The sequence below is a fragment of the Hydrogenophaga sp. genome, from assembly GCF_050182545.1.
Taxonomy (GTDB): domain Bacteria; phylum Pseudomonadota; class Gammaproteobacteria; order Burkholderiales; family Burkholderiaceae_C; genus Hydrogenophaga.
On sequence record NZ_JBFXCD010000011.1, the window covers coordinates 61,397 to 86,599 of the forward strand.

The window sequence follows — 25,203 nt, forward strand, 5'->3', positions numbered from 1 at the left end:
CATAGCTCCAGACGCCCTCATTCCAAATACAACACACATATGCAACCCATATTTCCCCGCACAGGCATCGTCGGAACCGGCGCCATGGGCCGCGGCATTGCCCAGATGGCCGCCCAGGCCGGCAGCGAGGTCTGGCTGTTCGACGTGCAGCCTGGTGCCGCCGAAGCGGCGCGTGCCGCCCTCCAGTCCACCTGGCAGACGCTGGTGGGCAAGAACCGCATGGAAGCAAGCCGCATGGAGGACTGCCTCGCGCGCCTGCATCTGGCCTCCGCACTGACCGATCTTGCCCCCTGCGACCTCGTGGTCGAGGCCGTGGTGGAACGGCTCGATGTGAAGCAACGCCTGTTCGCCGATCTCGAAGGAATCGTCCAGCCCGAAGCCGTGCTCGCCACCAACACCTCGTCGCTGTCGGTCACCTCCATCGGCGCGGCCCTCAAGCGCCCGGGCCAGCTCGCGGGCTACCACTTCTTCAACCCGGTGCCGCTGATGAAGGTGGTGGAGGTCATCGCCGGCCTCAAGACCCGCGCCGAGGTGTGCCAGCGCCTGACCGATTACACGCGCCAGTTCGGCCATACGCCGGTCTCGGCACAGGACACACCCGGCTTCATCGTGAACCATGCGGGCCGAGGCTATGGCACCGAGGCGCTGCGTGTGGTCGGCGAGCGTGTTGCCGACTTCGCCACCATCGACCGCATTCTCAAGGACCAGATGGGCTTCAAGCTCGGCCCCTTCGAGCTGATGGACCTGACCGCGCTGGACGTGTCGCACCCGGTGATGGAGTCGATCTACCACCAATACTTCGAAGAGCCGCGTTACCGCCCCAGCGTGATCACCGCGCAGCGCCTGGCCGGTGGCGTGGTGGGCAAGAAGGTGGGCGAAGGCTTCTACGCCTACGACAAGGGTGTCGCGCAGGTGCCCGCCGAGGCGCCCGTGCCCACCGTTTCGGAACGCCCACCTGTCTGGGTCTCGCCCAAGGCGGCCCGCCGAGCCGAGCTCTACCAGTTGCTCAAGGACCTGGGTGCGCGCATCGAAACCGCCGCGGCGCCATCGGCTGACGCGCTGATCCTGGTTGCGCCACTGGGCCTGGACGTGACTACCCTGGCCGCGGTCGAGCGGCTGGACGCCTCTCGCACCGTTGGCATCGACATGATGCTGGAAGACGCTTCGACAAAGCGCCGCGTGCTGGCGACCAATCCCGCGACGCGGTCCGACATGCGCGACGCCGCACACGCGCTGTTCGCCAGCGACGGCAAGGCCGTGAGTGTGGTGCGCGACAGTGGCGGCTTCGTCACGCAGCGCGTCGTGGCCACCATCGTCAACATCGCCACCGACATGTGCCAGCAAGGCATCTGTTCGCCGGCCGACCTGGATGTGGCGGTCACGTTGGGTCTGGGTTACCCGATGGGTCCACTGGCGATGGGCGACCGCATCGGCCCCACCAACGTGCTGGAGATCCTGTTCAACCTGCAGACGGTGTACGGCGACCCGCGTTACCGCCCCTCGCCCTGGCTGCGCCGCCGTGGCGCGCTGGGCCTGAGCCTGACGCACGAAGAAGCCTGACCTCCATCCTCCGGACGCACACCGCATGACCGCCAGCCTGAAAAGCCACAGCCATGGACAGACCATGGTGCTGACCATCAGCAACCCTGAGCACCGCAATGCACTCGGCCCCGACATGTACGCCGCAGGGGTTGAAGCGCTCAACGTGGCCGAGAGCAATCCCGAGGTGCGCAGCGTGATCGTCACGGGTGAAGGCGCGCATTTCTGCGCTGGTGGCAATCTGCAGCGGCTGCAGGCCAATCGGCAGCAACCACCTGACGTCCAGGCCCAGAGCATCGAGGGCCTGCACAACTGGATCGAGACCATTCGCGCCTTTCCCAAGCCAGTGGTGGCTGCAGTGGAAGGCGCGTGCGCCGGTGCCGGCTTCTCGCTCGCTCTGGCCTGCGACCTGATCCTGGCCGCCCAGAACAGCGTGTTTGCCATGTCCTACAGCAGCGTGGGACTGTCTCCGGACGGCGGGGCCACCTGGAGCCTGATGCGCGCCATGCCCCGTGCCACGGCGCTGCAGTTGCTGTTGTGTGGTGACCGCGTCGCTGCCGAACGCCTTCAGCAACTCGGCGTTGTCAACCAGGTCGCCCCCCCTGGAGAGGCGCTTTCCGCCGCGCTGGCGTTGTGCGAGCGGCTCAACGCGCGAGCGCCCAACGCGCTGGCCAGCATCAAGGAACTGGCCAACGACGCGCTGGTCACGCCGCTGCACGCACAGCTCGCGTCCGAACGCGACCACTTCGTGCGCAACCTGCATCACGCCAATGCAGGGGAAGGCATCGCTGCTTTCCTGGAAAAACGGCCCGCCAGCTATCGCTGAGACCGCGCATCGGCGCGGCACAAGACGGCCCTGCGCGCATACCCTGATCCCTCCGCCGCGTCCCAGTGGCGACAATGCTGGCTTTGCCAGTCACTCAAAAGACAGCCCATGGACGAACCGATTCTGACAATGGAAGAACGCGAGGCGATCAACAACGGTCGCTGGTTCAACAGCCTTTCTCCATCCCTGCGTCACGACATACTCCGATGCGCCCACGTCAAGCGATTCAAGGACGGCGACCTGATCGTCGCGCGCGGCGATCCGCCCAACGAGTGGTCGGCGGTGGCAAGGGGCGCGGTGCGGGTGAGCTCCACCTCGCTCTCGGGCAAGCAGATCACGTTGACCTACGTGGAACCCGGCGTGTGGTTCGGCGACGTGGCGATGTTCGACGGCGACCAGCGCACGCACGATGCGTATGCCCATGGCCCGACCACGTTGCTGTGCGTGGCGCGCAGCGACTTTCAGAAAATCCTGGCTTCGCACGTCGAGCTGTACGAAGCATTGATGCGCCTGCAGGCGCGTCGCATCCGCACGCTGTTCGGTCTGGTGGAGGATCTCAATACCTTGCCGCTGCGCGCGCGCCTGGCCAAACAGTTGCTGCACCTGGTGCGCAGCTATGGCGTGCCCTGCCTGTCGGACGGCAGCGAGATGCGCATCGGCTTGCAGCTCGCGCAGGAAGAACTGGCGCAGCTGCTCGGCGCATCGCGACAGCGCGTGAACCAGGAACTCAAATCCATGGAGCGCGAGAACGCAATCCGCATCGAACAAGGTGGTCTTGTCGTGCGCAACCGCGAGATGCTCATGCGCATCGCCGAAGCGGAGTCCTGACGCCCCACCCATCGCTGCAGAAGGTGCCGGCCCCTCAACCCCCAAAGGCCTCGAGCCCTGCTGCATGAGCGATACACAAACCTTTGTCGGCACCCGCCCCGTCGCCGGGCAACACGCCTTCGACGTTCCCGCGCTCGAGCGCTGGCTTGCGCCCCGCCTGCCGGGCTTTGCGGGCCCGCTGACGGTGGAGATGTTCAAGGGCGGGCAATCCAACCCGACCTACAAGCTCATCACGCCCCAACGCGCCTATGTGATGCGTGCCAAGCCCGGGCCGGTGGCCAGGCTGCTGCCGTCCGCCCACGCCATCGAGCGCGAGTTCCGTGTGATGAGTGCGCTGCACGGTACGGGCGTGCCCGTGGCGCAGATGCACGCGCTGTGCGAGGACGAGTCGGTGATCGGCCGCGCCTTCTACGTGATGGAGTGCGTTGATGGCCGCGTGCTCTGGGACCAGTCACTGCCCGGTATGGACCGCGCACAGCGCGGCGCCATCTATGACGAGATGAACCGCGTCATCGCGGCGCTGCACACCGTCAAGCCCCTGCAGATCGGCCTGGACGGCTATGGCAAGCCGGGCAACTACTTCGAGCGCCAGATCGGCCGCTGGAGCAAGCAATACCAGGCTTCGATCACGCAGCCCATTGCCGAGATGGACCTGCTCATGGCCTGGCTGCCGCACAACATCCCGGCGATGGCGCGCGACGAGTCCCTGCTCTCGGTGGTGCACGGCGACTTCCGGCTGGACAACCTGATGTTCCATTCGAGCGAACCGCGCGTGCTGGCCGTGCTGGACTGGGAGCTCTCCACGCTGGGCCACCCACTGGCTGACTTCAGCTACCACTGCATGTCGTGGCACATCCCGCCGGGCATGTTCCGCGGCATCGGTGGGCTCGACGTGAAATCCCTGGGCATCCCCACGGAGGACGAGTACATCGCCTTGTATTGCGAGCGCACCGGCCTGGCCGAACCCGCGCAGCTCAAGGCCGACTGGAATTTCTACCTGGCCTACAACATGTTCCGCCTTGCCGCCATCCTGCAAGGCATCGCCAAGCGGGTCGAAGCCGGCACCGCATCCAGCGAGCAAGCCGTGAAGTCCGCCGCCGGCGCCCGGCCCATGGCCGAGATGGCCTGGCGCTTCGCCAGCGCAGGCTGATCCCCACACCCACCGCATCACCCCACTGGAGACACGATGAATTTCGACTACACCGACAAGGTCAAGAACATGCGCGAGCAACTGCTGGCGTTCATGGACGAACACATCTACCCCAACGAAGCGCGCTTCTACGCGGAAATCGCCGCCAACCGCGCCAAGGGCAACCCCTGGATTCCCACGGCCATCATCGAGGAGCTCAAGCCCAAGGCGCTCAAGGCCGGCCTGTGGAACCTGTTCCTGCCGCGCAGCCCGCGTGCGCCACAGGGCCTGTCCAACCTGGAATACGCCCCCCTGTGCGAGATCATGGGGCGCGTGCCCTTCGCCGCCGAGGTGTTCAACTGCTCGGCACCCGACACCGGCAACATGGAGACCTTTGAGCGCTACGCCAGTGAAGAGCTGAAGGACCGCTGGCTGGAGCCGCTGCTGCGTGGCGAGATCCGATCGGCCTTCCTGATGACCGAGCCGGAGGTGGCATCGTCCGACGCGACCAACATCCAGTGCAGCATCGAGCGGGATGGCGACCACTACGTCATCAACGGCCGCAAATGGTGGTCGTCCGGCGCGGGCGATCCGCGTTGCGCGGTGTATATCGTCATGGGCAAGACCAACCCGGACGCACCACGCCACTCACAGCAGTCGATGATCATCGTGCCGGCCGACAGCCAGGGCATCACCGTGGTGCGCCCCCTGTCGGTGTTCGGCTATGACGACGCGCCGCACGGCCACATGGAGGTGGTGCTCAAGAACGTGCGCGTGCCGGTCGGCAACATCCTGCTGGGCGAAGGCCGGGGCTTCGAGATCGCGCAGGGCCGCCTCGGCCCGGGCCGCATCCACCACTGCATGCGCTCCATCGGTGCGGCCGAGCGCGCACTCGAACTCATGTGCAAGCGCCTGAACAGCCGCATTGCGTTCGGCAAGCCGGTCTCGGCCCAGTCGGTCTGGCATGAGCGCATCGCCGACGCACGCTGCCGCATCGAGATGGCGCGCCTGCTCACGCTCAAGGCCGCCTACATGATGGACACCGTGGGCAACAAGGTGGCCAAGGCCGAGATCGCGATGATCAAGGTGGTGGCGCCCAACATGGCCTGCGACATCATCGACATGGCCATCCAGGCCCACGGCGGCGGTGGCGTGAGCGACGATTTTCCGCTGGCATACGCCTACGCCGGTCAACGCACCTTGCGCCTGGCCGACGGTCCGGATGAAGTGCACCGTCAGTCCATCGCCAAGCTGGAGCTGGCCAGGCACATGGCGATCAAGACCGAAGTCGAGATGCCGGTCACCCGCGGCTTCTGAGGGCGTCGGCGCTCAGCGCGGGCCCGCCTCTTCACGGGCCCGGCGGCTGAAATGGTGGAACAGGTCCAGCGCGTGCAGTGCCGTGGCGGTGTCGCGCGGCGCATCGAGCTGCAGGCGCATGTAGGCCTTGCCGCGCATCACCATCAACATCAAGGGGGTCGCGGCCGTCACCGCGTCGTTGGGCCAATCCATCAGGCGCCGGAGTCCGTCGCCGTCGATCCATTGGCGCGCCATGTCCGGCGTGTCGGTGAGCACCGCGTAGCGGGCCCAGAAGTGGCTGTCGGGACCTGTCCAGCCGGCGTCGCGGTACATCGCCAGCCAGCGCACCTCGTCAGGCAGCGCATGTGCCGTGGTTTGCAGCGTGTCGGTGTACTGCGAATAGAGTTCGCTCGCCCACTGCTCCAGGTGGAGCTTGAGGATGCGGTTCATCAGCACCACGCCGCCTGACCCCGCCAGCCCCAGATCGGCGCGCGCCATGAGCTCCATGCCCTTGATGAAAGGGCGCGACGAGGACGCGCATTCGATGCGCACAGGCTGCCCCGACCAGTGGCCCGACAAGACAAAGGCCCCGTGGGCCTGAGGTGTGAACGCGAGGTCATGCGCCTGCGCCCATTGCGCCAGGGGTTCGCGCTGAGCGGACGACCAGTGCAGGCGGAGCCAGGCTTTTTTCAGGCGCTCGAACATGGGTGTGCATTTTCCCGTAGAGTGAATCGCCCAAGCATACCCAGCACACCCGAAGAAGAAAGGCAGACCCATGATCGACGTTTACTCGTGGCCGACACCCAACGGTCACAAGGTCCACATCATGTTGGAAGAATGCGGGCTGCGGCTCGGGCGCGACTGGCGTGTGCACCCGATCAACATCGGCCAGGGCGATCAGTTCGACCCCGCCTTCCTCAAGATCAGTCCGAACAACAAGATTCCGGCCCTGGTGGACCCGGTGGGTCCAGACGGGCAACCCATCCACCTGTTCGAGTCGGGCGCGATCCTGCTCTACCTCGCCGCCAAGACCGGCAAGTTCCTGCCCAGGTCCGACAGGGCCAAGTTCAAGGTGCTGGAGTGGCTGATGTTCCAGATGGGTGGCGTGGGCCCGATGCTCGGCCAGGCACACCATTTCCGCCTGTACGCACCGGAAAAGATCGAGTACGCCATCAATCGATACACCAGCGAAGCCAAGCGGCTCTATGGCGTGATGGACAGGCAACTGGCCGACCAGAAGTTCATCGCCGGCAACCAGTACAGCATTGCGGACATCGCCATCTTCCCCTGGCTGCGCAGCTGGCAGAACCAGGGCGTCGACTGGGCCGACCATCCGCGCCTGAAGGTCTGGTTCGACGCCATCGCTGCGCGCCCCGCCGTGCAACGTGGCGTGGCCGTGCTCGCCGATGCGCGCAAACCACTCACCGACGACAAGGCGCGCGAAGCGCTGTTTGGCAAGACGCAATATCAAAAGCGCTGATGCGCCCGGAACCGTCGCTGCCAGCGGGTACAATTCGCCGCTTAGTCGGAGCGTAGCGCAGCCTGGTAGCGCATCTGCTTTGGGAGCAGAGGGTCGCGAGTTCGAATCCCGCCGCTCCGACCATTCGTTAAAAACAAAAAGGCCCACAGTGTGGGCCTTTTTTGTATCGTCAATCGCCCTGTCTGCCCGTAGCTCAACCGGATAGAGCAGCTGCCTTCTAAGCAGCAGGTCGGGGGTTCGAGTCCCTCCGGGCAGGCCATCCACCGTCCCGCATCCGGGCACCCTGGAGAGGCCGAAAGCATCGGGTTTACCCGGTATCTGGCGAAAGGCTCATGAAGTATATTGCAGCTTCTGAGCCATGAACACGCCCACTTCACTCATCATTCTCGTTGGCAGCGTGACGCAAACCGCCATGCAGGTGGCTCACACCATTGCACTGAGCTGCACCGACCTGGTCGATGGCATTCAGGTTCGCCCGATGGACGGCCTGGACATCCGCGTGTTTGAGTCGGATGCACTATATCTCATATGTTCATCCACCCACGGGGCGGGCGACGTGCCCGAGAATGCCCGCGCGCTCTACGACTCACTGGGCAGTGAGCCCCGCTTCCTGGGGCACGTGCGTTACGGCGTGATGGCCTTGGGCGACCGTTCTTATGGCGAGACCTTCTGCCACGGCGGCCTGCGCTTTGACGAGCGCCTGGCCGATCTGGGTGCCGTGCGCATCGGCGATGTGTTCCGCCACGACGCGAGCATGGGCACCGATGCCGAAGTGGACGGCACGGCCTGGTGCCGGGAGTGGCTGAGCACGGCGCTGGCACAGGGCAGCATGGCCTGACACGAACGCCTTCAATTCATGCATAAATGTTTTAGGCCTCAAGTACGGGTAATTCAGGATCGCCAAGTCCAGCACCCATGTCTACAGTGAATCGCATTCCGGCAACCACCCACAGGAGAACTCCATGACTTCCCGCCGACTCGTCCTGACCCGCAGCGCTGCCGTGATCGGTGCCGCCTCCACTGGCCTGTTGTTGCCGCAAATCGTGCGAGCCCAGTCGGACAAGGTCCGCGTGGGCTTCATGCTGCCGTACACCGGCACGTTCGCACAGCTCGGCGTGGCCATCGAAAACGGCTTCCGCATGGCACTCAATGAACAGGGGGGCAAGCTCGGCGGCCGCGAAATCGAGTTCTTCAAGGTCGACGACGAGTCCAACCCCGCCAAGGGCATCGAGAACGCCACGCGGTTGGTGCAGCGTGACAACGTCGACGTGCTCGTGGGTACAGTCCACTCGGGCGTGCAGATGGGCATCCACAAAGTCGCACGCGACACCGGCGTGCTCAACCTGATTCCCAACGCCGGCGTGCACATCGCCACGCGCGCGCAGTGCGCTCCCAATGTGTTCCGCGCCTCTTTCACCAACTCGCAACCCACGCTGGCGCTGGGCAAGGCCATGGTCGACCGGGGTCACAAGAAGGCCGTCTGGATCACCTGGAACTATGCCGCCGGCGAAGAAGCCTACGAAGGCTTCGAGAAAAGCTACACCGCAGCGGGGGGCACGATCGTCAAGAAGCTGGGGCTGCCCTTCCCCAATGTGGAGTTCCAGGCCCTGCTGACCGAGATCGCCTCGCTCAAGCCCGATGCCGTGGCCTGCTTCTTTGCCGGTGGTGGTGCGGCCAAGTTCCTGCGCGACTATGCCGCTGCTGGCCTGAACAAGAACATCCAACTGTACGGATCCGGCTTCCTGACCGAAGGCGTGCTGGACGCCGCAGGCGATGCCGCCGACGGCGTGCTGACCACGATGCACTACAGCGATTCGCTGGACACCCCGCGCAACAAGCAGTTCCGCCTGGAATACGCCAAGACGTTCCGCACCCAGCCCGATGTGTACGCCGTGCAGGGCTATGACACCGGCCTGCTGCTGATCAAGGGCGCCAACGCCGTCAAGGGCGACATCAGCAACAAGAAGGCGCTGTATGCCGCCATGGAAGGTGCCGTGATCGACAGCCCCCGCGGCAAGTGGACCATGAGCAAGGCGCACAACCCGATTCAGGACATGTACCTGCGCAAGGTCGAGAACAAGGAAAACAAGGTGATCGGCGTCGCCGCGAAGGCTGTGGCCGACCCCGCTACCGGCTGCCGCATGGGTTGATCACCCGGCACCTCCGGCCCCACACGCATCGCGCGTTCACCACGAAAGACCGGCGCCATCAGGCGCTGGTCTGTTTTTTGCTCGCCCGTTCGCCCTGCTCTCCATCTGACGCGCCATGGATTTCCCCAACTTCCTGATCCAGTTGCTCAACAGCCTGCAATACGGTCTGTTGCTGTTCATGCTGGCCGCCGGGCTGACGCTGATCTTCGGCATCATGGGCGTGGTCAATCTCGCGCACGGCAGTTTCTACATGCTGGGTGCCTACATGGCGTGGTTCCTGGTGGCCCGGCTCGACAGCCTGGTGCTGGCCATCGTGCTGGGCACGGTGATCGCAGTGGCACTCGGCTGGTTGCTGGAGTGGCTGCTGTTCCGCCACTTCTACCACCGCGACCACCTCGATCAGGTGCTGCTGACCTTCGGCCTGATCTACATCTTCGAGGAGATGCGCTCCATCCTGTGGGGCGACGACGTGCACGCCGTCCAGGTGCCGGAGGTACTGAACTGGTCGATTCCGTTGACCGAGAACCTTTCCTACCCCGTCTACCGGCTGGTGATGTCCGGCGTGTGCATCCTGCTCGCGCTCGGCCTGTACCTGCTGATCTCGCGAACGCGCCTGGGCATGAAGATCCGTGCCGGTGCCTTCAACCGCGAGATGACCGAGTCGCTGGGTATCAACATCCGCCTCATTCACGGCGTGGTGTTCGCGCTCGGCGTGGCGCTGGCGGCCATCGCCGGCATGATCGCCGCACCGATTTCCAGCGTGTATCCCGGCATGGGCAGCTCGGTGCTGATCATGTGTTTCGTGGTGGTGGTCATCGGCGGTATTGGCTCCGTGCGCGGTGCCCTGGTGGCCGCCCTGCTCGTCGGGCTGGTCGACACCTTTGGCAAGGTGCTGGTGCCGCAGATCGCCGGCATGGCCGTCTACATGCTGATGGCCGCCGTGCTGCTCTACAAGCCTGAAGGGCTCTTCAAACAATGAGTTCACCGAAAGCCCAACTCGAAAAACTCCCGCGCAGCATGCAGGTGATCCTGCTGCTGGGCGCCGTGGCGCTGGCCGCCTTCCCGCTGGTGCCGATCACCGGCGCCGACTTTTATCTTCAGATGGTCTCGCAAATGATGATCCTGGCGATCTTTGCGATGAGCCTGGATCTGCTGCAAGGCGTCACCGGCATGGTCTCGCTGGGGCACGCCGCCTACTTTGGCCTGGCAGGCTATGCGCTGGCGTTCCTCACGCCTGCGGACATGCCGATCAGCCTGTGGTGGGCCCTGCCCGTCTCGGCACTGGGCGCAGGCCTGGCGGCGCTGGTCATCGGCTTCTTCGTGGTGCGCACCCACGGCATCTACTTCATCATGGTCACCATGGCTTTTGCGCAGATGGTGTTCTTCCTGTTCTTCGACAACAAGGCCCTGGGTGGATCGGACGGGCTGTATGTCTATTTCCGGCCCGATGCGTCCGTTTTCGGCTGGGCCGGCATCGACCTGGAGAACAAGACCACCTTTTACTACTTCACGCTGCTGCTGCTGGTGCTCGTGTACGCCTTCCTGCGCCGCCTGCTGTTCTCCCCGTTCGGTCGCGTGCTTGCGGGCATTCGCGTGAACGAACACCGCATGCGTGCGGTGGGCTATGGCACCTTCGGCTACAAGCTCGCGGCCTTCACCCTGGCAGGCACGCTGGCCGGCGTGGCAGGTTTTCTGTGGGCTGCACAGACAGGCTACGTGAATCCGGAACTCATGGGCTTTCACATGAGTGCGCACGCCATCATGATGGTCATCCTGGGTGGCATGGGCAACTTCGCCGGAGCCATCGTCGGCGCTTTCGCCTTCGAGTACGTGATGCACTTCTTCAAGGACCTCACCAAGCACTGGCAGTTGCTGATGGGCGGCTTCATCGTGCTGGTGGTGGTGCTCGCGCCGCGCGGCCTGTTGGGCCTCGTGGGACAGTTGTCGAAGAAGCGGGAGGCGCCATGAGCGATCTGCTGCTGTCGGCGAAGAACCTCACCAAACGCTTTGGTGGCCTGGCCGCCGTCAACGACGTGTCGGTTGAACTGCACCGGGACCGCATCCATGCGGTCATCGGTCCCAATGGCGCGGGCAAGTCCACGCTGACCAACCTGCTCTCGGGCGACCTGCCGCCCACGGCAGGACGCATCACGCTCAACGGTGCCGAGACCGCCGGCAAGAGCCCGGAACGCATTTCGCGCCTGGGGCTGGGCCGCAGTTACCAGAAGACCAACATCTTCCTGCCCTTCACCGTGTGGGACAACGTGCGGCTGGCCGCGCAGTCGCGCGAGCGGCACGCGCCCTGGAACCCCTTGCGCTGGCTGTCCGCAGCCAGCGCCCTCACGGCGGTCAACCAACGCTGTGAACGCGCCATGGAACTGGCCGGCCTGAGGGCACGCGCGCACACCGTGGCCGGCGCAACCAGCCATGGTGAACAGCGCCAGCTTGAAATCGCCATGACACTGGCCACCGAACCCACCGTGCTGCTGCTTGACGAACCCCTGGCCGGCATGGGACAGGCCGAAGCCGAGAGCATGGTCGCCCTGCTGCAGCGACTCAAGAAGGACCACGCCATGATGCTCGTGGAGCACGACATGGACGCCGTGTTCAGTCTGGCCGACCAGCTCACGGTGATGGTCAACGGACAGGTCATTGCCAGCGGCACGCCGGCCGAAGTACGCGCGGACGCGGCTGTGCAGGCCGCCTATCTGGGCGAGGAGCACGCATGAACACGACCCCGCTGATCGAGGCACGCGCGCTGCACACGCACTATGGCGCCAGCCACATCCTGCGAGGCATCGACTTCACTGTGGAGAAGGGCCAGACCGTTGGCCTGATGGGGCGCAACGGCATGGGCAAGAGCACCCTGCTCAAGTCCTTGATGGGCATCGTCAAACCCAGCGGCGGCAAGGTTCGCGTGAAGGGCCATGACATGACGGGCGCCCCCACGTTCGAGATCGCGCGCCTGGGCCTTGCGTACGTCCCCGAAGGGCGTGGCATCTTCGGCAACCTGAGCGTGCGGGAAAACCTGCAGATGTCGGCGCGCGCAGGCACGCGGGGCCAGCGCGACTGGACCTATGAGCGCGTGCTCGACACCTTCCCGCGCCTGGCCGAGCGCCTGGGCCACGGCGGCCAGCAACTCAGCGGTGGCGAGCAACAGATGCTCACCATCGGCCGCGCGCTGATGACCAACCCCGACCTGCTGATCCTTGACGAGGCCACCGAGGGCCTGGCGCCCCTGATCGCACGCGAGATCTGGCGCATCTGCGGATTGATCCGCGAGAGCGGTATCAGCAGCGTGATCGTCGACAAGAACTGGAAACACGTCACACAGATCACCGACCGCAACGTGATCCTGGTCAAGGGCGAGGTGGTGTTCGAGGGCAGTTCGGAACAGCTGCTCTCGCAGCCTGGGCTGCTGGAGCAGTACCTCGGGGTCTAAGGGAAAACCAACCCGGAATTTGCCGATACATACAGATACACTCCCTGCCGTCGAACCCCACATTCAGGGGTTGTTTCTACGAAAGAGGGAGAACTTGATGTATCTGACGTCATGCCGCGCATGGCTACTGGGGCTGGTCGTCCTGATCGCGGGTTGCGCCGCGCCCCAACAATCCTTCGTCAATCTGCCGACCGACTACTTTGTCACTGGCAAAGGTGCAATTGGTGTGGCCTCCACCCCACTGCCTGTTCCGGACACGTATTTTCCCGGAGCCAATTGCCTGCTGTGTCTGGCCACGGCATCAATGACCAACAATGCCATGACCTCGGCCGTTAGACAATGGCCAACGGACGACCTGAAAGGCCTCAAGGACGAAGTCGCCGCCTTGCTTCGCGCGCAGGGACAAACTGTGGTGGTGATTGACGAACCCATCAAGGTGGCCGACCTTCCGACCCGAAACGCGCCTCAGGAGGGCTTCGCGCCCAAGGACTTCACATCCGTCAAGTCGCCAACCAGGCTCGACAGGCTTCTCGTGATCGAATACCGAAGCTTGGGTGCCGTGCGAAACTACTCCGCATACATCCCGACTGGTGCTCCTCGCGCCACGTTCGAAGCGCATGCCTACATCGTGGATCTGAGCTCGCACAAGTTCGAGTTGTACGACATGATCTCCCGTGAGAACGGTGTTCAGGGCAACTGGGACGAGGCACCCAAGTTCCCTGGCCTCACCAACGCCTACTTCACGTCGATCGAAGAAGGCAAGGACGCGATCAAGAAGCCCTTCGTCAAGTGAAGCAGTTTGTCGGCCTTGTCACGATCTGGGCCGCATGCTCCTGGGTCAGCGCCCAGGCGCCAGCGCCACTCGACATTCGCTGGTCCGATGCCGAGCCCCTGACATGGAGCGGCATTGCGGCTGGCGAGCCAGCGGGTGGCACCGCATCGTTTCTCTACCCGGCACCGAACGCTGGAGGCCTGATCGCTGCCATCCTCACACATTCCCTGCTGGTCAATGGGTCTCGCGAGAGCGAGCGCCAGGATCGTCAACGGCTGGCCGACCAGGCACTGAATCCCTTCAGGGCCGCCATCGAAGGTCTTGACTCGTCACTGCTGACCCACGACCTTCGCGCTCGCTGGGTATCCGACAATGCTGGGAATGGCAATGAGCGCCGACTCGTGCACCTTCTGCCTCACTTCCGGATCTCGGCTGACCACCGGGTCATTGTGCTCAACGTGCGCATCCGGGTTCAGGAACCCGATGCGGCCCCCGACCGCCACGTCTTCGACCAGATGGTCCAGGTGGTGTCAACCCCGCATGGCGGCGAAGAGCCATTGACTGCATGGCTGGCGAACGACGCACATCACTTTCGGGAGGAGGTGGTTTCGATGCTTGGCCACGCAATCGATATTGCGCTCAAACTTGGCCCGCTGCCACCGTCGAGCCCTGCTCGCACACAGCGCTACATCTATGGAACCGAGACCCGCATGGAACGCGGACAACCCCTGGCTTCCCGTTGCGGCCGCGTCGTTCTGTGGACGTTGCGGGAATCGTGGATGTCTGTGCCCGTGACCCACAGTGATCCGATGCCCTGTGCGAGCGGGTACGCAGTGGCGAAGCCATAGCGCCAGCTTCACGCCTCAAAGCAGCGGTCGCAACTCGCGCGCGGCGTCCAGCAGCAACGGCAACAGGTCTTTCTGGAAATCCGGTGCGTCGAACCGCTCGGGCGCGGCCACCACATTGAGCGCGGCCACTGTGCGGCCCTGCATGTTGCGCAGCGGTACTGCCAGCGCGTAGACGCCCAGTTCGTGTTCTTCGCGCGCCACCGCCATGTCCTCACTGCGCACTGTGGCGATCGCTGCCCGAAACGCCTTGTGTTCCACCGTGGTTCTCGGGGTCAGCCGTGGCAGTTCCCGCCCCTTCAGCCATGCGCTGAATTCCGCCCTCGGCAAGGCCGCGAGCAGCACCCGGCCCGTGGACGTGGCGTGCGCGGGCAGCCGCGCGCCCAGATGCAGCCCGTAGGCCATGAGTCGCTGGCCACCGATGGAGACATTGCGCGCGACGATCACCACCTGATCGCCATCCAGTACGGCTGCCGAAAACGACTCGCGGGTGAGTGCGGCGAGTCGGTTCAATGTGGGCTGCAGCAGGCGCGGCAGCCGCGCCGAGGCGAGGTAACTGCCCGAAAACCGCAGCACCTTCGCCGAGAGCCAGTAGTGGCTGCCATCCGTTTCCAGGTATCCCAGGTAGGCCAGCGTGAGCAGGTGGCGCCGTGCCGCGGCACGCGTGATCCCCGCCCGCTCGGCCGCCTGCGTGGCATTGAGGCGCTGGCGCTCGGTATCGAAGCTCTCCAGCACAGCCATGCCCTTGGCCATGCCTTCAATGAAGTCGGCCCTGGCAATGGCCGGTGTCGTCGCGTTCATGCGCCGATTATGCGCGGTGATCGCACAGAGGAGCCGATGATCGTGCAAACGACGAAAACGCCCATTGTGATCGTCGGTCCTGGATTCTTATGCTCGGTGATCGCTAAAACCCAGGAGACATCCCATGCGTACCCAGGTCGCCATCGTTGGCGCCGGCCCTTCCGGCCTGCTGCTCGGCCAGTTGCTGCACAAGGCCGGCATCGACAACATCATCGTCGAACGCCAGAGCGGCGAGTACGTTCTGGGCCGCATCCGCGCTGGCATTCTGGAGCAGATCACCACCGACCTGCTGCGCGAGGCCGGTGTGGGCCAGCGGCTCGATGCCGAGGGCACTATCCACCACAGCATCGAGCTCGTGTTCGCCGGTACACGCCACGCGATCGATGTGCATGGGCTCACTGGTGGCAAGGTGGTCACCGCCTATGGCCAGACCGAAATGACGCGCGACCTGATGGAGGCGCGCAGCGCGGCCGGACTGCCCACGGTGTACGAGGCCAAGGACGTGGAAGTGCTCGACTACGATGGCGAACACCCCCGCGTGCGCTACCAGAGGGACGGCCAGACGCATGAGATCGCCTGCGACTTCATCGCCGGTTGCGACGGCTTTCACGGCGTGTGCCGCGCCAGCGTCCCCAAGGGCGCCATCAACGAGTTCGAGAAGGTCTATCCTTTCGGCTGGCTGGGCGTGCTGGCCGACGTGCCACCTGTCTCACCCCACGCCATCGTCTATGCCAACAGCGAACGCGGCTTCGCTCTGTGCTCCATGCGCAGTCTCACGCGCAGCCGCTACTACGTGCAATGCCCCCTGGACGACAAGGTGGAGGACTGGAGCGACCAGCGCTTCTGGGACGAACTGCGCCTGCGGCTGGACCCTGAAATGGCCTCGCGCGTGGTCACCGGGGCCAGCATCGAGAAGAGCATTGCCCCCCTGCGCAGCTTCGTGGCCGAGCCCATGCGCTTTGGCCGCATGTTCCTGGCGGGTGACGCGGCGCACATCGTGCCGCCCACCGGTGCCAAGGGCCTCAATCTGGCGGCCAGCGACGTCAAGTACCTCTCGGGCGCGCTCATCGAGTACTACGCCGACAAGTCCGCCGCTGGCATCGACAGCTACTCAGAGCGCTGCCTGCGACGCGTCTGGAAGGCCGAGCGCTTCTCCTGGTGGCTCACCTCATTGATGCACCGCTTCCCCGACACCGCTGGCTTCGGCCAGAAGATCCAGGAGGCAGAACTCGACTACCTGGTGAATTCCGAGTCGCTGTCGCGCTCGCTCGCCGAGAACTACGTGGGACTGCCGCTGAATTTCGGCGAGCGCTGAATCCCCCCAGAGCAACGTCATTAGGCGGCACTGTCACCCGTTGGCGGTGGCAAATCGCGTCTTGCGGGTACATTGCGGCGACATCCACAAGCGCCGCACAAGATATGACGCCTGCCCCCCGCCCTGCCCCCGCCCTGAAACCCCTGCGCGGCGTGCGCGTGCTCAGCCTCGCGCTCAACCTGCCCGGTCCGGCGGCCCTGATGCGGATCAAGGCCATGGGCGCGACCTGCGTGAAGGCAGAACCGCCGGGACCCAAGGGCGCTCCAGCCGGCACATCGGGCGACCCCATGGGCCAGTACAACGCCAATGCGTACGCCACACTGCACCAAGGTATCAAGGTGATCGCGCTCGATCTGAAATCGGACAAGGACCAGATCGCGCTGCACAAGGCGCTCGATCGCACCGACGTGCTGCTGACCTCGTTCCGTCCTTCTGCACTGGAGAAGCTGCAGTTGGGCTGGAAAGGCCTGCACAAGCGCCACCCGACCCTGTCGGTGGTGGCCATTGTGGGCGCGCCCGGCCAGCGGGCCGAGGAACCTGGGCACGACCTGACCTACCTCGCCGACGCGGGACTGGTCACAGGCCTCGACCTGCCCGCGACACTGTTCGCCGACATGGGTGGCGCACTCATGGCTAGCGAAGCAGTGCTCAGGGCTGTGCTAGCACGGCAGCACTCAGGCAAGGGTTCGTTGCAGGAAGTCGCCCTGTCGGACGCGGCCGCCTGGCTCGCGCTTCCGCGCACCTGGGGCCTGACGCTGCCGACAGGCGCGGTCGGAGGGGCCCACGCCGGCTACCGCATCTATCCGTGCAAGGACGGCCGCGTGGCGGTAGCTGCGCTTGAGCCTCATTTCGCAGCGGCCCTGTGCTCGGCGGCTGGGATACCGTTTTCGGGGCAGCGCACCCCTCTGGAGCCAGAGACGCACCATGCGATCGCGGCCTTCCTGCGAGGGCGCACTCGCCGGCAGCTTGATCGGCTGGCGGAGGAAAAGGACATTCCGTTGCACACGCTGGCGTGAAACAGAAGCGCTATCAGTGCGCCGTCGTCGCATCGGCCAGGCTTCGCCGCTTCAGCAGCGAAAGCGCTTCCTCATGGAACAAGTGTTCGCCCTGCTCTGCCAACAGTTTCAGGGTAATGCCCGCACTTTCTTCATCCAGCCAAAGCGGCGACTTCTTCACGAACCCATGCTTCTTTTCACGCATGGCAAAGTCCAGCAATGCATAGGCGGGCCCCGTGCGAGCTGTTGCCCGAAGTATGAAACTCTTCAGGCGACGCCTCTGATCGGAGTTGCCAACGGTATTCGCCAATAGAAGCGCTTTTTCCTTTCGCAATGACGGGTCCTCGGGAATGAGAAGGTTTTCAGCGACCTCTCTCAACCTCGCATCGTCGAGTCGATCAAGATCCACGTCGAAATGCGACAGATCCAGCGTGCAGCTGTGCGTATGGCCACTACGCACGACCCATTGTCCGAGCCCCACCTCACCGCGACGAATAGTCTCAACCTTGTTGTTGCTCAGCCTGAATCCCTCCCAGAACCTCAGGAACCTCGCGTCGCGCAACACAGCTGGTCCAAAGGAAAGCGCGAAGGAGCAGTAATGAAAACGCGGATACTGAGTGTCATACTGCCAAGACTCCGACATATCTCCACTTCTTCTCTCGTCTTCGGGGTCTGTAAAGTAGTTGGAAACCGCTCCCACCGCATCGGGCCCCAGATGCTCTGCGGCAAGCAGCCAGTCCTGCATCTTCGCCAGCGGAAACCACACCGAATCGTTCATCAGCGCGAGGCGATCCAGTGTTGGCAAGCGATCACGCAGAAACAGGATTCCGTCTCGGTACCCGCCGAAGTCGTACCCATAGTTGGGCCGTTCGATCAGATGATGGGTGTATTGCAGCAACTCTTCTCGATCCTCGAGGCTAAGAGACACATTCGAGACCACAATCGGCGCATAACCATCTTCAAGAAAGTGCTTCAGCGCCACCAAGTGAGACGCCAAAAGGCCGTCTTTCGGAAAAATCAGATATATGACGACGCGCGTCGCGTCGACCGCATTCCCACGAAAAATCCGTTTTCCCCTCGCCACGACTACGTCGTACCACAACGTACCGAACAGCATATTCACCAGCACCGCAGGTGCTCGTGCCATTCGACCCAACTGCCAAACCAGATAGGACCGAAGTTTGATCAGCCAACGTCGCATGAAATCTCCGCCCCCTCAAGCACCACGTTGCTTCAGCAGCGGGTAGACGAGTTTGAAGAAGAACGGGGCAAAGGCCAGTGTCGTCAGTACGCCCAGAACCAGCAGTTGGGCGGCGGGATGCAAGGCGGCAAGCGGGCCAAAACGGTGGACCAAGGAAACCCCAACCACTGAACAGCCCGTCAGCATGACCAGATTGGTCAACTCAGCCCGCAAACTCTTCAGTCCCAGTCGCCATCCCAAATAACGGCTCATCGCAAAGGTGATCAGTTCGCTGATCAGTACCGCGAACGTCGCCATCGCCATACTGCCATCCGTGTGGGAAAGCACCACGAGCAGCAACGCAAACGAACCCACCTTGACGGCGCTGACCAAGGCGATCCACTTCGAACGTCCCGCCGCAAGAAATGCGGCACCGTACATGCCGCCCATACTGCTGAACCAAATCCCGACCGAAAGGATGGGAAGGAACACAGCCGCCTGTGCGTATCGGTCGTCATAGGCCAGCTTGAAAAAGCTCCCGGCACCGACGATCAGAAGCGTGACGAAATAGGTGGACATGATGAGCATCGGCATCTTCGCCTTGTAATACGCCTGCTCAAGGGCCATTCCACTCTCGATCATCCGTGAATACCAGGGAAACATGACGGCGATCTGCAGTCGACCGATAAGAGCGGTCACCACCATCGCCAGGCTCATCGCGATCGAGTACACCCCAACTTCCGCCAACGGGTACATCGCCGCAAACGCCAGGCGGTCAATCTGCATGGCCAGGAAGGAGATCAACGTGGCGAGAAAAATCCATTTCCCAAACGAAATGATCGCTCGCATCGCATCGCGCTCCAGCATGAGACGCGGGCGGGGACCAGGCAACAGCCAGTAGGTCAGCACCATATACAGAATGGAGGACAACACCCCAGCCCACGCAATCCCATAAACGGAGCGCATGAACCAAACCAGCACCATCGCCATGCCCGCGTTGCTGATCTGCACAATCACGTCTATGCGCGTCAATCGGGCCACGAGCATATGTCTCGCTGCTGACAGAGCGGATGGAGACCGCAGTCCATCGATTGCGGCCGTCAGCGCAACCAGCGGGATCAGCCAGCGCAGTTCCAGAGCAGTGGGGTCGTTGGTCCCATAGAACGTGGCCAGAGGCCATGCCACCGCTGCGGCAATCAGAGTCAGACCAATGCCGCGAATCACCTGCATGGTCCATGCGGTGTTCAGGAAGGCCGATTCATCACCCCGAGGGCTTTGCACAACGTTCTGCTGCAGCCCAATGTCAGAGAACATGTTCAAGCCCACCATAACCGCCGTGACGATGGCCATGAGTGCGAATGCTTCCTCGAACAGAAGCGCCGCGAGCACCACGTTCAAGCCGAGGCGCAAGACTTGCGACGCCCCGAAAGCACCCACGATCCAGATCGATCCAGATCGTGCCTTGGCGTTCAGCGCTGAATTTTCCCCCTTAGCCGCCATCGCTGAAGCCGTCATCGGGCGCCTTCCTTAAACGTGCTTGCGCTTGCATTCATGACGCTCGCATAGGCGACACACAGGCCGATGAACGCCCAGTACACGTACGGTATGGAAAACAAGCTGCTGAGGGTATAGATGATCAGCATGATGGCAGCCAGCGTGGCACCCAGGGCGCGGCCCAGCACAAAGGAGCCCGAATCAATCTTTCGAGCCAATCGCCTGCCCCGCAGCACTTGGCCAAATGCACTCGCAAATGCGCCCACATACAAGAACAATCCGATCACTCCAAAGCTCAGAGCTACACCGAGATAGCTGTTGACAATGTCGATGATCCCCTCACCCTGGATCATGACCTGCAATTCCGGGGCCAACAGAAAATCCGTGGAGCCGAACCACAAATGTCGGCCAATCACCGGCAAGGCGTTCTCAAGAAGATCCTCCCGATACTCCACGTTGAATTGCTCCTGACTACCAATCACCGGCAGCAGGTCAATCACCTTCTGTCCAAACGGTAGTTGCCCGACAAGCAGCAGGACAAACAAGCTGATATATGTCAATTTCATCAATCGACCCACTGGACGAGGCCCTAGCATCACATACACGAGCACGAGAAACGCGGTGGCCAGCCAGGGCCCACGAGAAAGCGACGCCAGGATGCCGGCTCCAAGCAAGAACAGCCCCAGCCACCGATGCACCGGGCGGCGCAAAAACTCCTTGAGGTAAAGAAAGAAACCCAACGCCACCATCAACGCGTACCCCAGGATGATCGACTGACCAGCCGTACCCGCGGGGCGCAAAAGACCCGATCGGAACAGATAAAGTCCAAACAAATTGCCTTCCAAGCCGAGCGCATCCTTGACCGCAAGATACAGCTGCCAACCACGCATCGCTTCGAATACGGCAACCAGTGACAACACCATGGCACCAAGCACGTACCCCGTCATCGCGTGACGCAGCCCATCGAGATCGCGAATGCTTCGACTGGCAACGTAGTACAGCAGGAAGACATCGATCCAGAGTGAAAACACCGCCCGCAAGCCGCTCGTGAAACTGACGTCACGGAACGACAGCAGCGACACCAGGGACAGATACCCCAAAACCATCCAATCCACTCTCGAGCGCCCCAGCCGCAAGGTGGTGCCTTTCCGGGCAAGCGACAGAGCCGTCGGCAAGAGCAAGGTCAAAGCCAGCAGGCGGTAGTGATTCAGGACCCAGAAATGGTCGATGATGCCGAACCCCGGAATCGTCACTGAAATGGGGGGCGCTACAAACAGCATGACAAAATACAAGCCCATGACGTGGGCTTCCTGGCGACGGTGAATCAGCAACATCGCAGAAATCAACAAGAGGCATAGCCAAATGTTGTGCGAAAGAAATAGCGCGAGCGTCACCAGAAACCAAAGTTTGCGCCACCGTTTGAACGTGGTCTCTGGGATCAACTGATGAACCACGGCGCTTCGCGCGATGGCAAAAACGCCGGCGCTGAAGACGAGCACCACCAACAGCGCACGAATATGCTCAGGCATGATTGCTGCGCACGCCTCAGGCCGTCGGCATCAGTAATAGTCCTGCTGAGCTGGCGCCGTGTCCTTGTTCAGCACAACGCCGACCAGATTGGCCCTGGCCACACGGTTCATGGCCTCCTCCACCTCGGCTTTGCTGGAGACGCCGCTGCCCACGACCATCAGGACACAGTCGACGTGCGGCAGCACAGCCATCACATCATCCGCCACCAAAACCGGTGGCAGATCAAACACCACGATGCGGTCATCGTAGCGCTGGCGCAGTTCGCCAATCAGATTGGAAACTTTCGGCGAAGAAAGAAGCTCGGATGCGCGAGACATCGCACGGTTGGTAGGCAGCACCACAAGGCGCGCAATACCCGGGCTAACCATGGCCTCGCTCACATCCACGTCGCCGTTCAACACCTCGTTCAACGACACCGGCTGATCAAGCCCAAGCACGCGGGCCACGGACGGTCGGCGCAGATCAAAGTCAACCAGCAGCGCCGTGCGCTGCGACTGTTGGGCAATGCTTAAAGCGAGATTGATCGATACCAGGGTCTTGCCGGATTCCAGGCTCGGCGATGTGACCGCAATGGTGCGCCAACCATTCTCGTCCATTTTCTGCAGCACCTGAGTGCGCAAGACGTCAAACGCCCAACTGGCCAAATGCGTCTTTTGGTGGGCGATCACGCGGTTGCGCTCCAGGTGCGCCGGATCGAGATCGACCACTGCCGTATGCCTGTACTGCGCAGGCGAGGAAACGGGCCGGTTGGGTGCGGTGGCAATTTTGTTGGCGACAGGCGGAGGCACCCACCGAGCGTCTTGCTGCGAGGGCGCAGGAATTCCGGCGTCCAGGCCACCATCCGCCTTGGCCCTTTCGATCGCAAGCTTGATGCGTTCCATGTATCAGCTTCCTTCAGCCTGAGCGGGAGAACAAGGAGATGAGCAGCGTGTGCAGTGGCGTGATCAGAACATGCACAGCCACCAGACCCAGTACACCCGCCAATCCCGTGGCCGCAACGAGGGCGCGCTTGCGTGGGCTCCATGTTTGGGCCACCTCGCTGCGGGTCTCGATGTAAGGAATGACCACCATGGGTCGTTGACCCGTCAGGGCGGTCACCGCGTTGATGCCGCGCACACGGGCAAACAAGAACTCCAACAATGCCATTGCGCCTGCACCGGCCGCCAGGGCGACGATGAAGCCTTGCGCCACGATCTTCTTGCGACTCGGCTTGACCGGGTACTCCGGCATCAAGGCGGGCTCAAGCAGGGAAAACCGCTCACCCTGGCGCCCATCCTCCAGATTCTCAACCACTTGCGCTGACAGTTGCTTGGAGCGCAAGTCTTGATATTGAATGCGCGCGGCGTCGTGGTCGCGCTGCAGAACTGCGAGGTCGCGTTCAATCTGCGGCGCCCGGCTCACCTGGGCTCGAAGCTGAGCGATGGTGCCGCGCAGGTTGCGCTGCTGATCGGACAGAAGGTCAACGCGCGCGCGCGCTGTGGCAACACGGGCCTCCAAGCGCGAGATCACCAACTGCATCTGCGCCACCGCCGCCTCGCGCGCCGGTGTGCCGGCACCCGCATCCGCACGCGCTGTTCGCTGCAGCATTTCAATCTGTCTTCGTTGCGCCCGCACGTCCGGGTGGTTGTCGGTATAGCGGCTGCGCAAACGCGCCAGCTCAGCATTCGCACGCTCCAGTTCTTGCTCGGCGGCAGACGCTCCGGGTGAACCTTCAGTTCCCGGCAGCGTGACGCCAGACCGAGCGCCTACCAAATCCACTTCGAGCGTTCGCAGTTCGTCGAGTGCCTGACGATGCTCGCGCTCGACCGCTCTAAGATCGCTTTCCAGGCTCTGAATATTCGCCACGGCTACCGCCTGATCGCCTGCGCCAGCACCCTGAGTTCGTTTGTAGGCGGCAATGCGGCGTTCGAGTTCTTCCAGCTGAGCCTGAACCCGCTCGGCCTCTTGCGTCAGAAATTCGTTGGTCTGCGAGGCCCGCTTGACACGATCCAGCGTACTGGCCTCCAGAAACAATTGCACCAGCGCATTGGTAACTTCCAGCGCCTTTTCCGGCTTCCCATGCTGGAACGAAACGTCAAAAACAAAGTTGCTGCCCGTGCGCTCCCACGGCGGCAAGTTTCCCGTTGTACGCACCCTTACGGCGATGCCGCCGCGCATGGCATTCACGATGTCCGAGTCTTTGATGATCGCACCATCCTTCGACTCGAACACCTGATGGTCAGCGGCGACACGCAAGAGGTTTTCACGCGTCATGATGCGCTGGCTGATGGCCTGGATGCGCTGCTCGGCATTGCCGGACGGGATGGTTGAGCGCACCACTTCGCCCGAGACTTGAGGCCCCTCCGTCAACAGCGTGGCCGTGGACTCATATACCCGAGGCAGCAGCATGGCCACCACGACAGAACCCGCGAGAACAAGGCAAAAAACAAGCATGCCAGCCGCGGCCCAGCGCCGCGCGATGGCCACGTAGTCCGGCAAACTCAGTTGATATTCGGTCGACATGGTGGTGGAACAACTAGAAATCCGGGTGCGTGTACACCAACCCCAGCGTCACAGAGTGACCTCTGGCAAATGGGACGCTGCCCGTTCGGGCGCGCCGGTGCTCCAAGCCCGCCGTGGCCGCCCAGAACGGGGAAAGTTCCGAGCGGATCTGTGCGTACAGCAGAGAGCCCTGGCTTCGCTCTCCACTCAACGCTCGAGCGCGGCTGGCGCCCAGGGTCAAGGATGTGGCCGCGGTCAACGTATAACCAAGCGACACACCGATGTTGTCGGCACGGGTATAACCCCGCGCGGTCCCGTCCGCGGTGACGTCCACCCCCCATTCCAGGGTGTACGTCAACCGTTCACCTTCGCCTGTCAGCCTGATGCCCCCCACTGACCGCGTTCGCTTTTCGAGCGAGCCTGCGCGCACGCCTCCGACGTTGATCGCCAAGGTTACGCGTTCGCTCAATTCCGATTCATATCCGAGAACAAGACCAGTACGTGACACGCGGTTGTTCGAGACGCCGCCGCCAACACTGCCTTCCTGCTGCTGGCGCGCGGTGCTGGCAGTCAACGCATAGCGGCTGTTCTCGCTGACCTGCCAGCGGTAGACGGCACTGCCCCCCGTCTCCTGGTAGTCGCGTGCCGTGGAAGTGTCGTACTTCACCCTGGTGTGAAAAGCTGCGAGTTCCAAGCCCGTATTGGGCGTCAGTTCCCTTGACCACGTTGCCCCGACCGAACCAGTGCGCTGCGTGCTGTCAAGCGCGACTCGCCCGAAGTCCGCAAACTCGGTCTCGCGAGTGGACGCCTCCGCCAACGAAGCGCGCAACTGGATGACGCTGGTGGGCCCACGACCCTCCCACAGTACACCCACGCTGGGAAGATTGCGGTTTGCACTCAACGCCGTATCGCTGGAGCGCTCGATCTGCGCACCTAATGAGAGCTCGGTACGCGATGCCTCGCCTGCCATCTGCAGCGTGTATTGAGGGTGAATGCGAAAGAGCGTTGTGCTGCCGCGACTCGAGTCATCGCCCACGCCCTGCGGAACCAGATTGGGATTGCTGACATGCACGACTTCCATGGGCACCGTCAGCGTGTTC

24 protein-coding genes and 2 tRNA genes are annotated in these 25,203 nt (G+C 63.0%); 18 read left to right on the forward strand and 8 right to left on the reverse strand.

Annotated features, from left to right (window positions below; all coding sequences use genetic code 11):
- The first annotated feature begins 39 nt into the window (after positions 1-39).
- The 5 genes from AB7P10_RS13135 to AB7P10_RS13155 all read left to right on the forward strand — a co-directional run bounded on the left by AB7P10_RS13135 (position 40) and on the right by AB7P10_RS13155 (position 5,639).
- Positions 40-1,560, forward strand: coding sequence for a 3-hydroxyacyl-CoA dehydrogenase (locus tag AB7P10_RS13135; protein WP_428294306.1), 1,521 nt, complete (start codon positions 40-42; stop codon positions 1,558-1,560).
- 25 nt (positions 1,561-1,585) lie between these two features.
- Positions 1,586-2,365, forward strand: coding sequence for an oxepin-CoA hydrolase, alternative type (locus tag AB7P10_RS13140; RefSeq protein ID WP_428294307.1), 780 nt, complete (start codon positions 1,586-1,588; stop codon positions 2,363-2,365).
- Between the two features lie 108 nt (positions 2,366-2,473).
- On the forward strand, positions 2,474-3,193 hold the full coding sequence (locus AB7P10_RS13145) for a Crp/Fnr family transcriptional regulator (RefSeq protein ID WP_428294308.1): 720 nt from the start codon (positions 2,474-2,476) through the stop codon (positions 3,191-3,193).
- 64 nt (positions 3,194-3,257) lie between these two features.
- On the forward strand, positions 3,258-4,343 hold the full coding sequence (locus AB7P10_RS13150; protein ID WP_428294309.1) for a phosphotransferase family protein: 1,086 nt from the start codon (positions 3,258-3,260) through the stop codon (positions 4,341-4,343).
- A gap of 36 nt (positions 4,344-4,379) precedes the next feature.
- Positions 4,380-5,639 carry an acyl-CoA dehydrogenase family protein gene (locus AB7P10_RS13155; RefSeq protein ID WP_428294310.1) on the forward strand — a complete coding sequence of 420 codons (1,260 nt, stop codon included), beginning with the start codon at positions 4,380-4,382 and terminating at the stop codon, positions 5,637-5,639.
- 12 nt (positions 5,640-5,651) lie between these two features.
- On the opposite strand, the gene AB7P10_RS13160 is transcribed toward AB7P10_RS13155, so the two are convergent.
- Positions 5,652-6,323 carry a hypothetical protein gene (locus AB7P10_RS13160; protein WP_428294311.1) on the reverse strand — a complete coding sequence of 224 codons (672 nt, stop codon included), beginning with the start codon at positions 6,321-6,323 and terminating at the stop codon, positions 5,652-5,654.
- A 70-nt stretch (positions 6,324-6,393) separates the two neighbouring features.
- Here AB7P10_RS13160 and AB7P10_RS13165 point away from each other — a divergent pair, with 70 nt between their 5' ends.
- The 11 genes from AB7P10_RS13165 (at position 6,394) to AB7P10_RS13215 (ending at position 14,310) form a co-directional block, all read left to right on the forward strand.
- Positions 6,394-7,098 carry a glutathione binding-like protein gene (locus AB7P10_RS13165; RefSeq protein ID WP_428294312.1) on the forward strand — a complete coding sequence of 235 codons (705 nt, stop codon included), beginning with the start codon at positions 6,394-6,396 and terminating at the stop codon, positions 7,096-7,098.
- Between the two features lie 46 nt (positions 7,099-7,144).
- Positions 7,145-7,221, forward strand: a tRNA-Pro gene (locus tag AB7P10_RS13170).
- A gap of 59 nt (positions 7,222-7,280) precedes the next feature.
- A tRNA-Arg gene (locus AB7P10_RS13175) sits at positions 7,281-7,357 on the forward strand.
- Between the two features lie 99 nt (positions 7,358-7,456).
- A complete protein-coding gene (locus AB7P10_RS13180; RefSeq protein WP_428294313.1) occupies positions 7,457-7,936 on the forward strand; it encodes a flavodoxin domain-containing protein in 480 nt (159 codons plus the stop codon).
- Positions 7,937-8,060: 124 nt separating this feature from the next.
- On the forward strand, positions 8,061-9,248 hold the full coding sequence (locus AB7P10_RS13185) for an ABC transporter substrate-binding protein (RefSeq protein ID WP_428294314.1): 1,188 nt from the start codon (positions 8,061-8,063) through the stop codon (positions 9,246-9,248).
- Between the two features lie 115 nt (positions 9,249-9,363).
- Positions 9,364-10,227: a branched-chain amino acid ABC transporter permease gene (locus AB7P10_RS13190; protein WP_428294315.1), complete on the forward strand. Its 864-nt coding sequence runs from the start codon at positions 9,364-9,366 to the stop codon at positions 10,225-10,227.
- Entirely contained in the window at positions 10,224-11,216 is a 993-nt protein-coding gene (locus AB7P10_RS13195) for a branched-chain amino acid ABC transporter permease (protein WP_428294316.1), read from the forward strand. The genes AB7P10_RS13190 and AB7P10_RS13195 overlap by 4 nt, the downstream gene beginning before the upstream one ends.
- Positions 11,213-11,977, forward strand: a complete 765-nt coding sequence (locus AB7P10_RS13200) for an ABC transporter ATP-binding protein (protein ID WP_428294317.1) — start codon at positions 11,213-11,215, stop codon at positions 11,975-11,977. Before AB7P10_RS13195 ends, AB7P10_RS13200 begins: the two co-directional genes overlap by 4 nt.
- Positions 11,974-12,690 (forward strand): ABC transporter ATP-binding protein, encoded by a 717-nt coding sequence (locus AB7P10_RS13205; RefSeq protein ID WP_428294318.1) that lies wholly within the window; start codon positions 11,974-11,976, stop codon positions 12,688-12,690. The genes AB7P10_RS13200 and AB7P10_RS13205 overlap by 4 nt, the downstream gene beginning before the upstream one ends.
- Before the next feature lie 97 nt (positions 12,691-12,787).
- On the forward strand, positions 12,788-13,483 hold the full coding sequence (locus tag AB7P10_RS13210; RefSeq protein ID WP_428294319.1) for a hypothetical protein: 696 nt from the start codon (positions 12,788-12,790) through the stop codon (positions 13,481-13,483).
- Complete coding sequence (locus AB7P10_RS13215) at positions 13,480-14,310, forward strand: hypothetical protein (protein ID WP_428294320.1); 831 nt, start codon at positions 13,480-13,482, stop codon at positions 14,308-14,310. The genes AB7P10_RS13210 and AB7P10_RS13215 overlap by 4 nt, the downstream gene beginning before the upstream one ends.
- A gap of 15 nt (positions 14,311-14,325) precedes the next feature.
- Here AB7P10_RS13215 and AB7P10_RS13220 read toward each other — a convergent pair whose 3' ends face one another.
- Entirely contained in the window at positions 14,326-15,108 is a 783-nt protein-coding gene (locus AB7P10_RS13220; RefSeq protein WP_428294321.1) for an IclR family transcriptional regulator domain-containing protein, read from the reverse strand.
- A 124-nt stretch (positions 15,109-15,232) separates the two neighbouring features.
- Here AB7P10_RS13220 and pobA point away from each other — a divergent pair, with 124 nt between their 5' ends.
- Both pobA and AB7P10_RS13230 read left to right on the forward strand, forming a co-directional pair.
- Entirely contained in the window at positions 15,233-16,423 is a 1,191-nt protein-coding gene (pobA, locus tag AB7P10_RS13225) for a 4-hydroxybenzoate 3-monooxygenase (protein WP_428294322.1), read from the forward strand.
- 104 nt (positions 16,424-16,527) lie between these two features.
- Positions 16,528-17,439, forward strand: a complete 912-nt coding sequence (locus AB7P10_RS13230) for a CoA transferase (RefSeq protein ID WP_428294323.1) — start codon at positions 16,528-16,530, stop codon at positions 17,437-17,439.
- A 13-nt stretch (positions 17,440-17,452) separates the two neighbouring features.
- Here the strand turns inward: AB7P10_RS13230 and AB7P10_RS13235 are convergent, their stop codons facing one another.
- The 6 genes from AB7P10_RS13235 to AB7P10_RS13260 are packed head-to-tail and all read right to left on the reverse strand — an operon-like array spanning position 17,453 to position 25,184.
- Positions 17,453-18,619 (reverse strand): rhamnan synthesis F family protein, encoded by a 1,167-nt coding sequence (locus tag AB7P10_RS13235; RefSeq protein WP_428294324.1) that lies wholly within the window; start codon positions 18,617-18,619, stop codon positions 17,453-17,455.
- A 15-nt stretch (positions 18,620-18,634) separates the two neighbouring features.
- Positions 18,635-20,113, reverse strand: coding sequence for an oligosaccharide flippase family protein (locus AB7P10_RS13240; protein ID WP_428294325.1), 1,479 nt, complete (start codon positions 20,111-20,113; stop codon positions 18,635-18,637).
- Complete coding sequence (locus AB7P10_RS13245; RefSeq protein WP_428294326.1) at positions 20,110-21,621, reverse strand: O-antigen ligase family protein; 1,512 nt, start codon at positions 21,619-21,621, stop codon at positions 20,110-20,112. Before AB7P10_RS13245 ends, AB7P10_RS13240 begins: the two co-directional genes overlap by 4 nt.
- A gap of 30 nt (positions 21,622-21,651) precedes the next feature.
- A complete protein-coding gene (locus tag AB7P10_RS13250; RefSeq protein ID WP_428294327.1) occupies positions 21,652-22,503 on the reverse strand; it encodes a CpsD/CapB family tyrosine-protein kinase in 852 nt (283 codons plus the stop codon).
- A 13-nt stretch (positions 22,504-22,516) separates the two neighbouring features.
- Entirely contained in the window at positions 22,517-24,124 is a 1,608-nt protein-coding gene (locus tag AB7P10_RS13255; RefSeq protein ID WP_428294328.1) for a GumC family protein, read from the reverse strand.
- A 13-nt stretch (positions 24,125-24,137) separates the two neighbouring features.
- On the reverse strand, positions 24,138-25,184 hold the full coding sequence (locus AB7P10_RS13260) for a hypothetical protein (RefSeq protein ID WP_428294329.1): 1,047 nt from the start codon (positions 25,182-25,184) through the stop codon (positions 24,138-24,140).
- Positions 25,185-25,203: the final 19 nt, after the last annotated feature.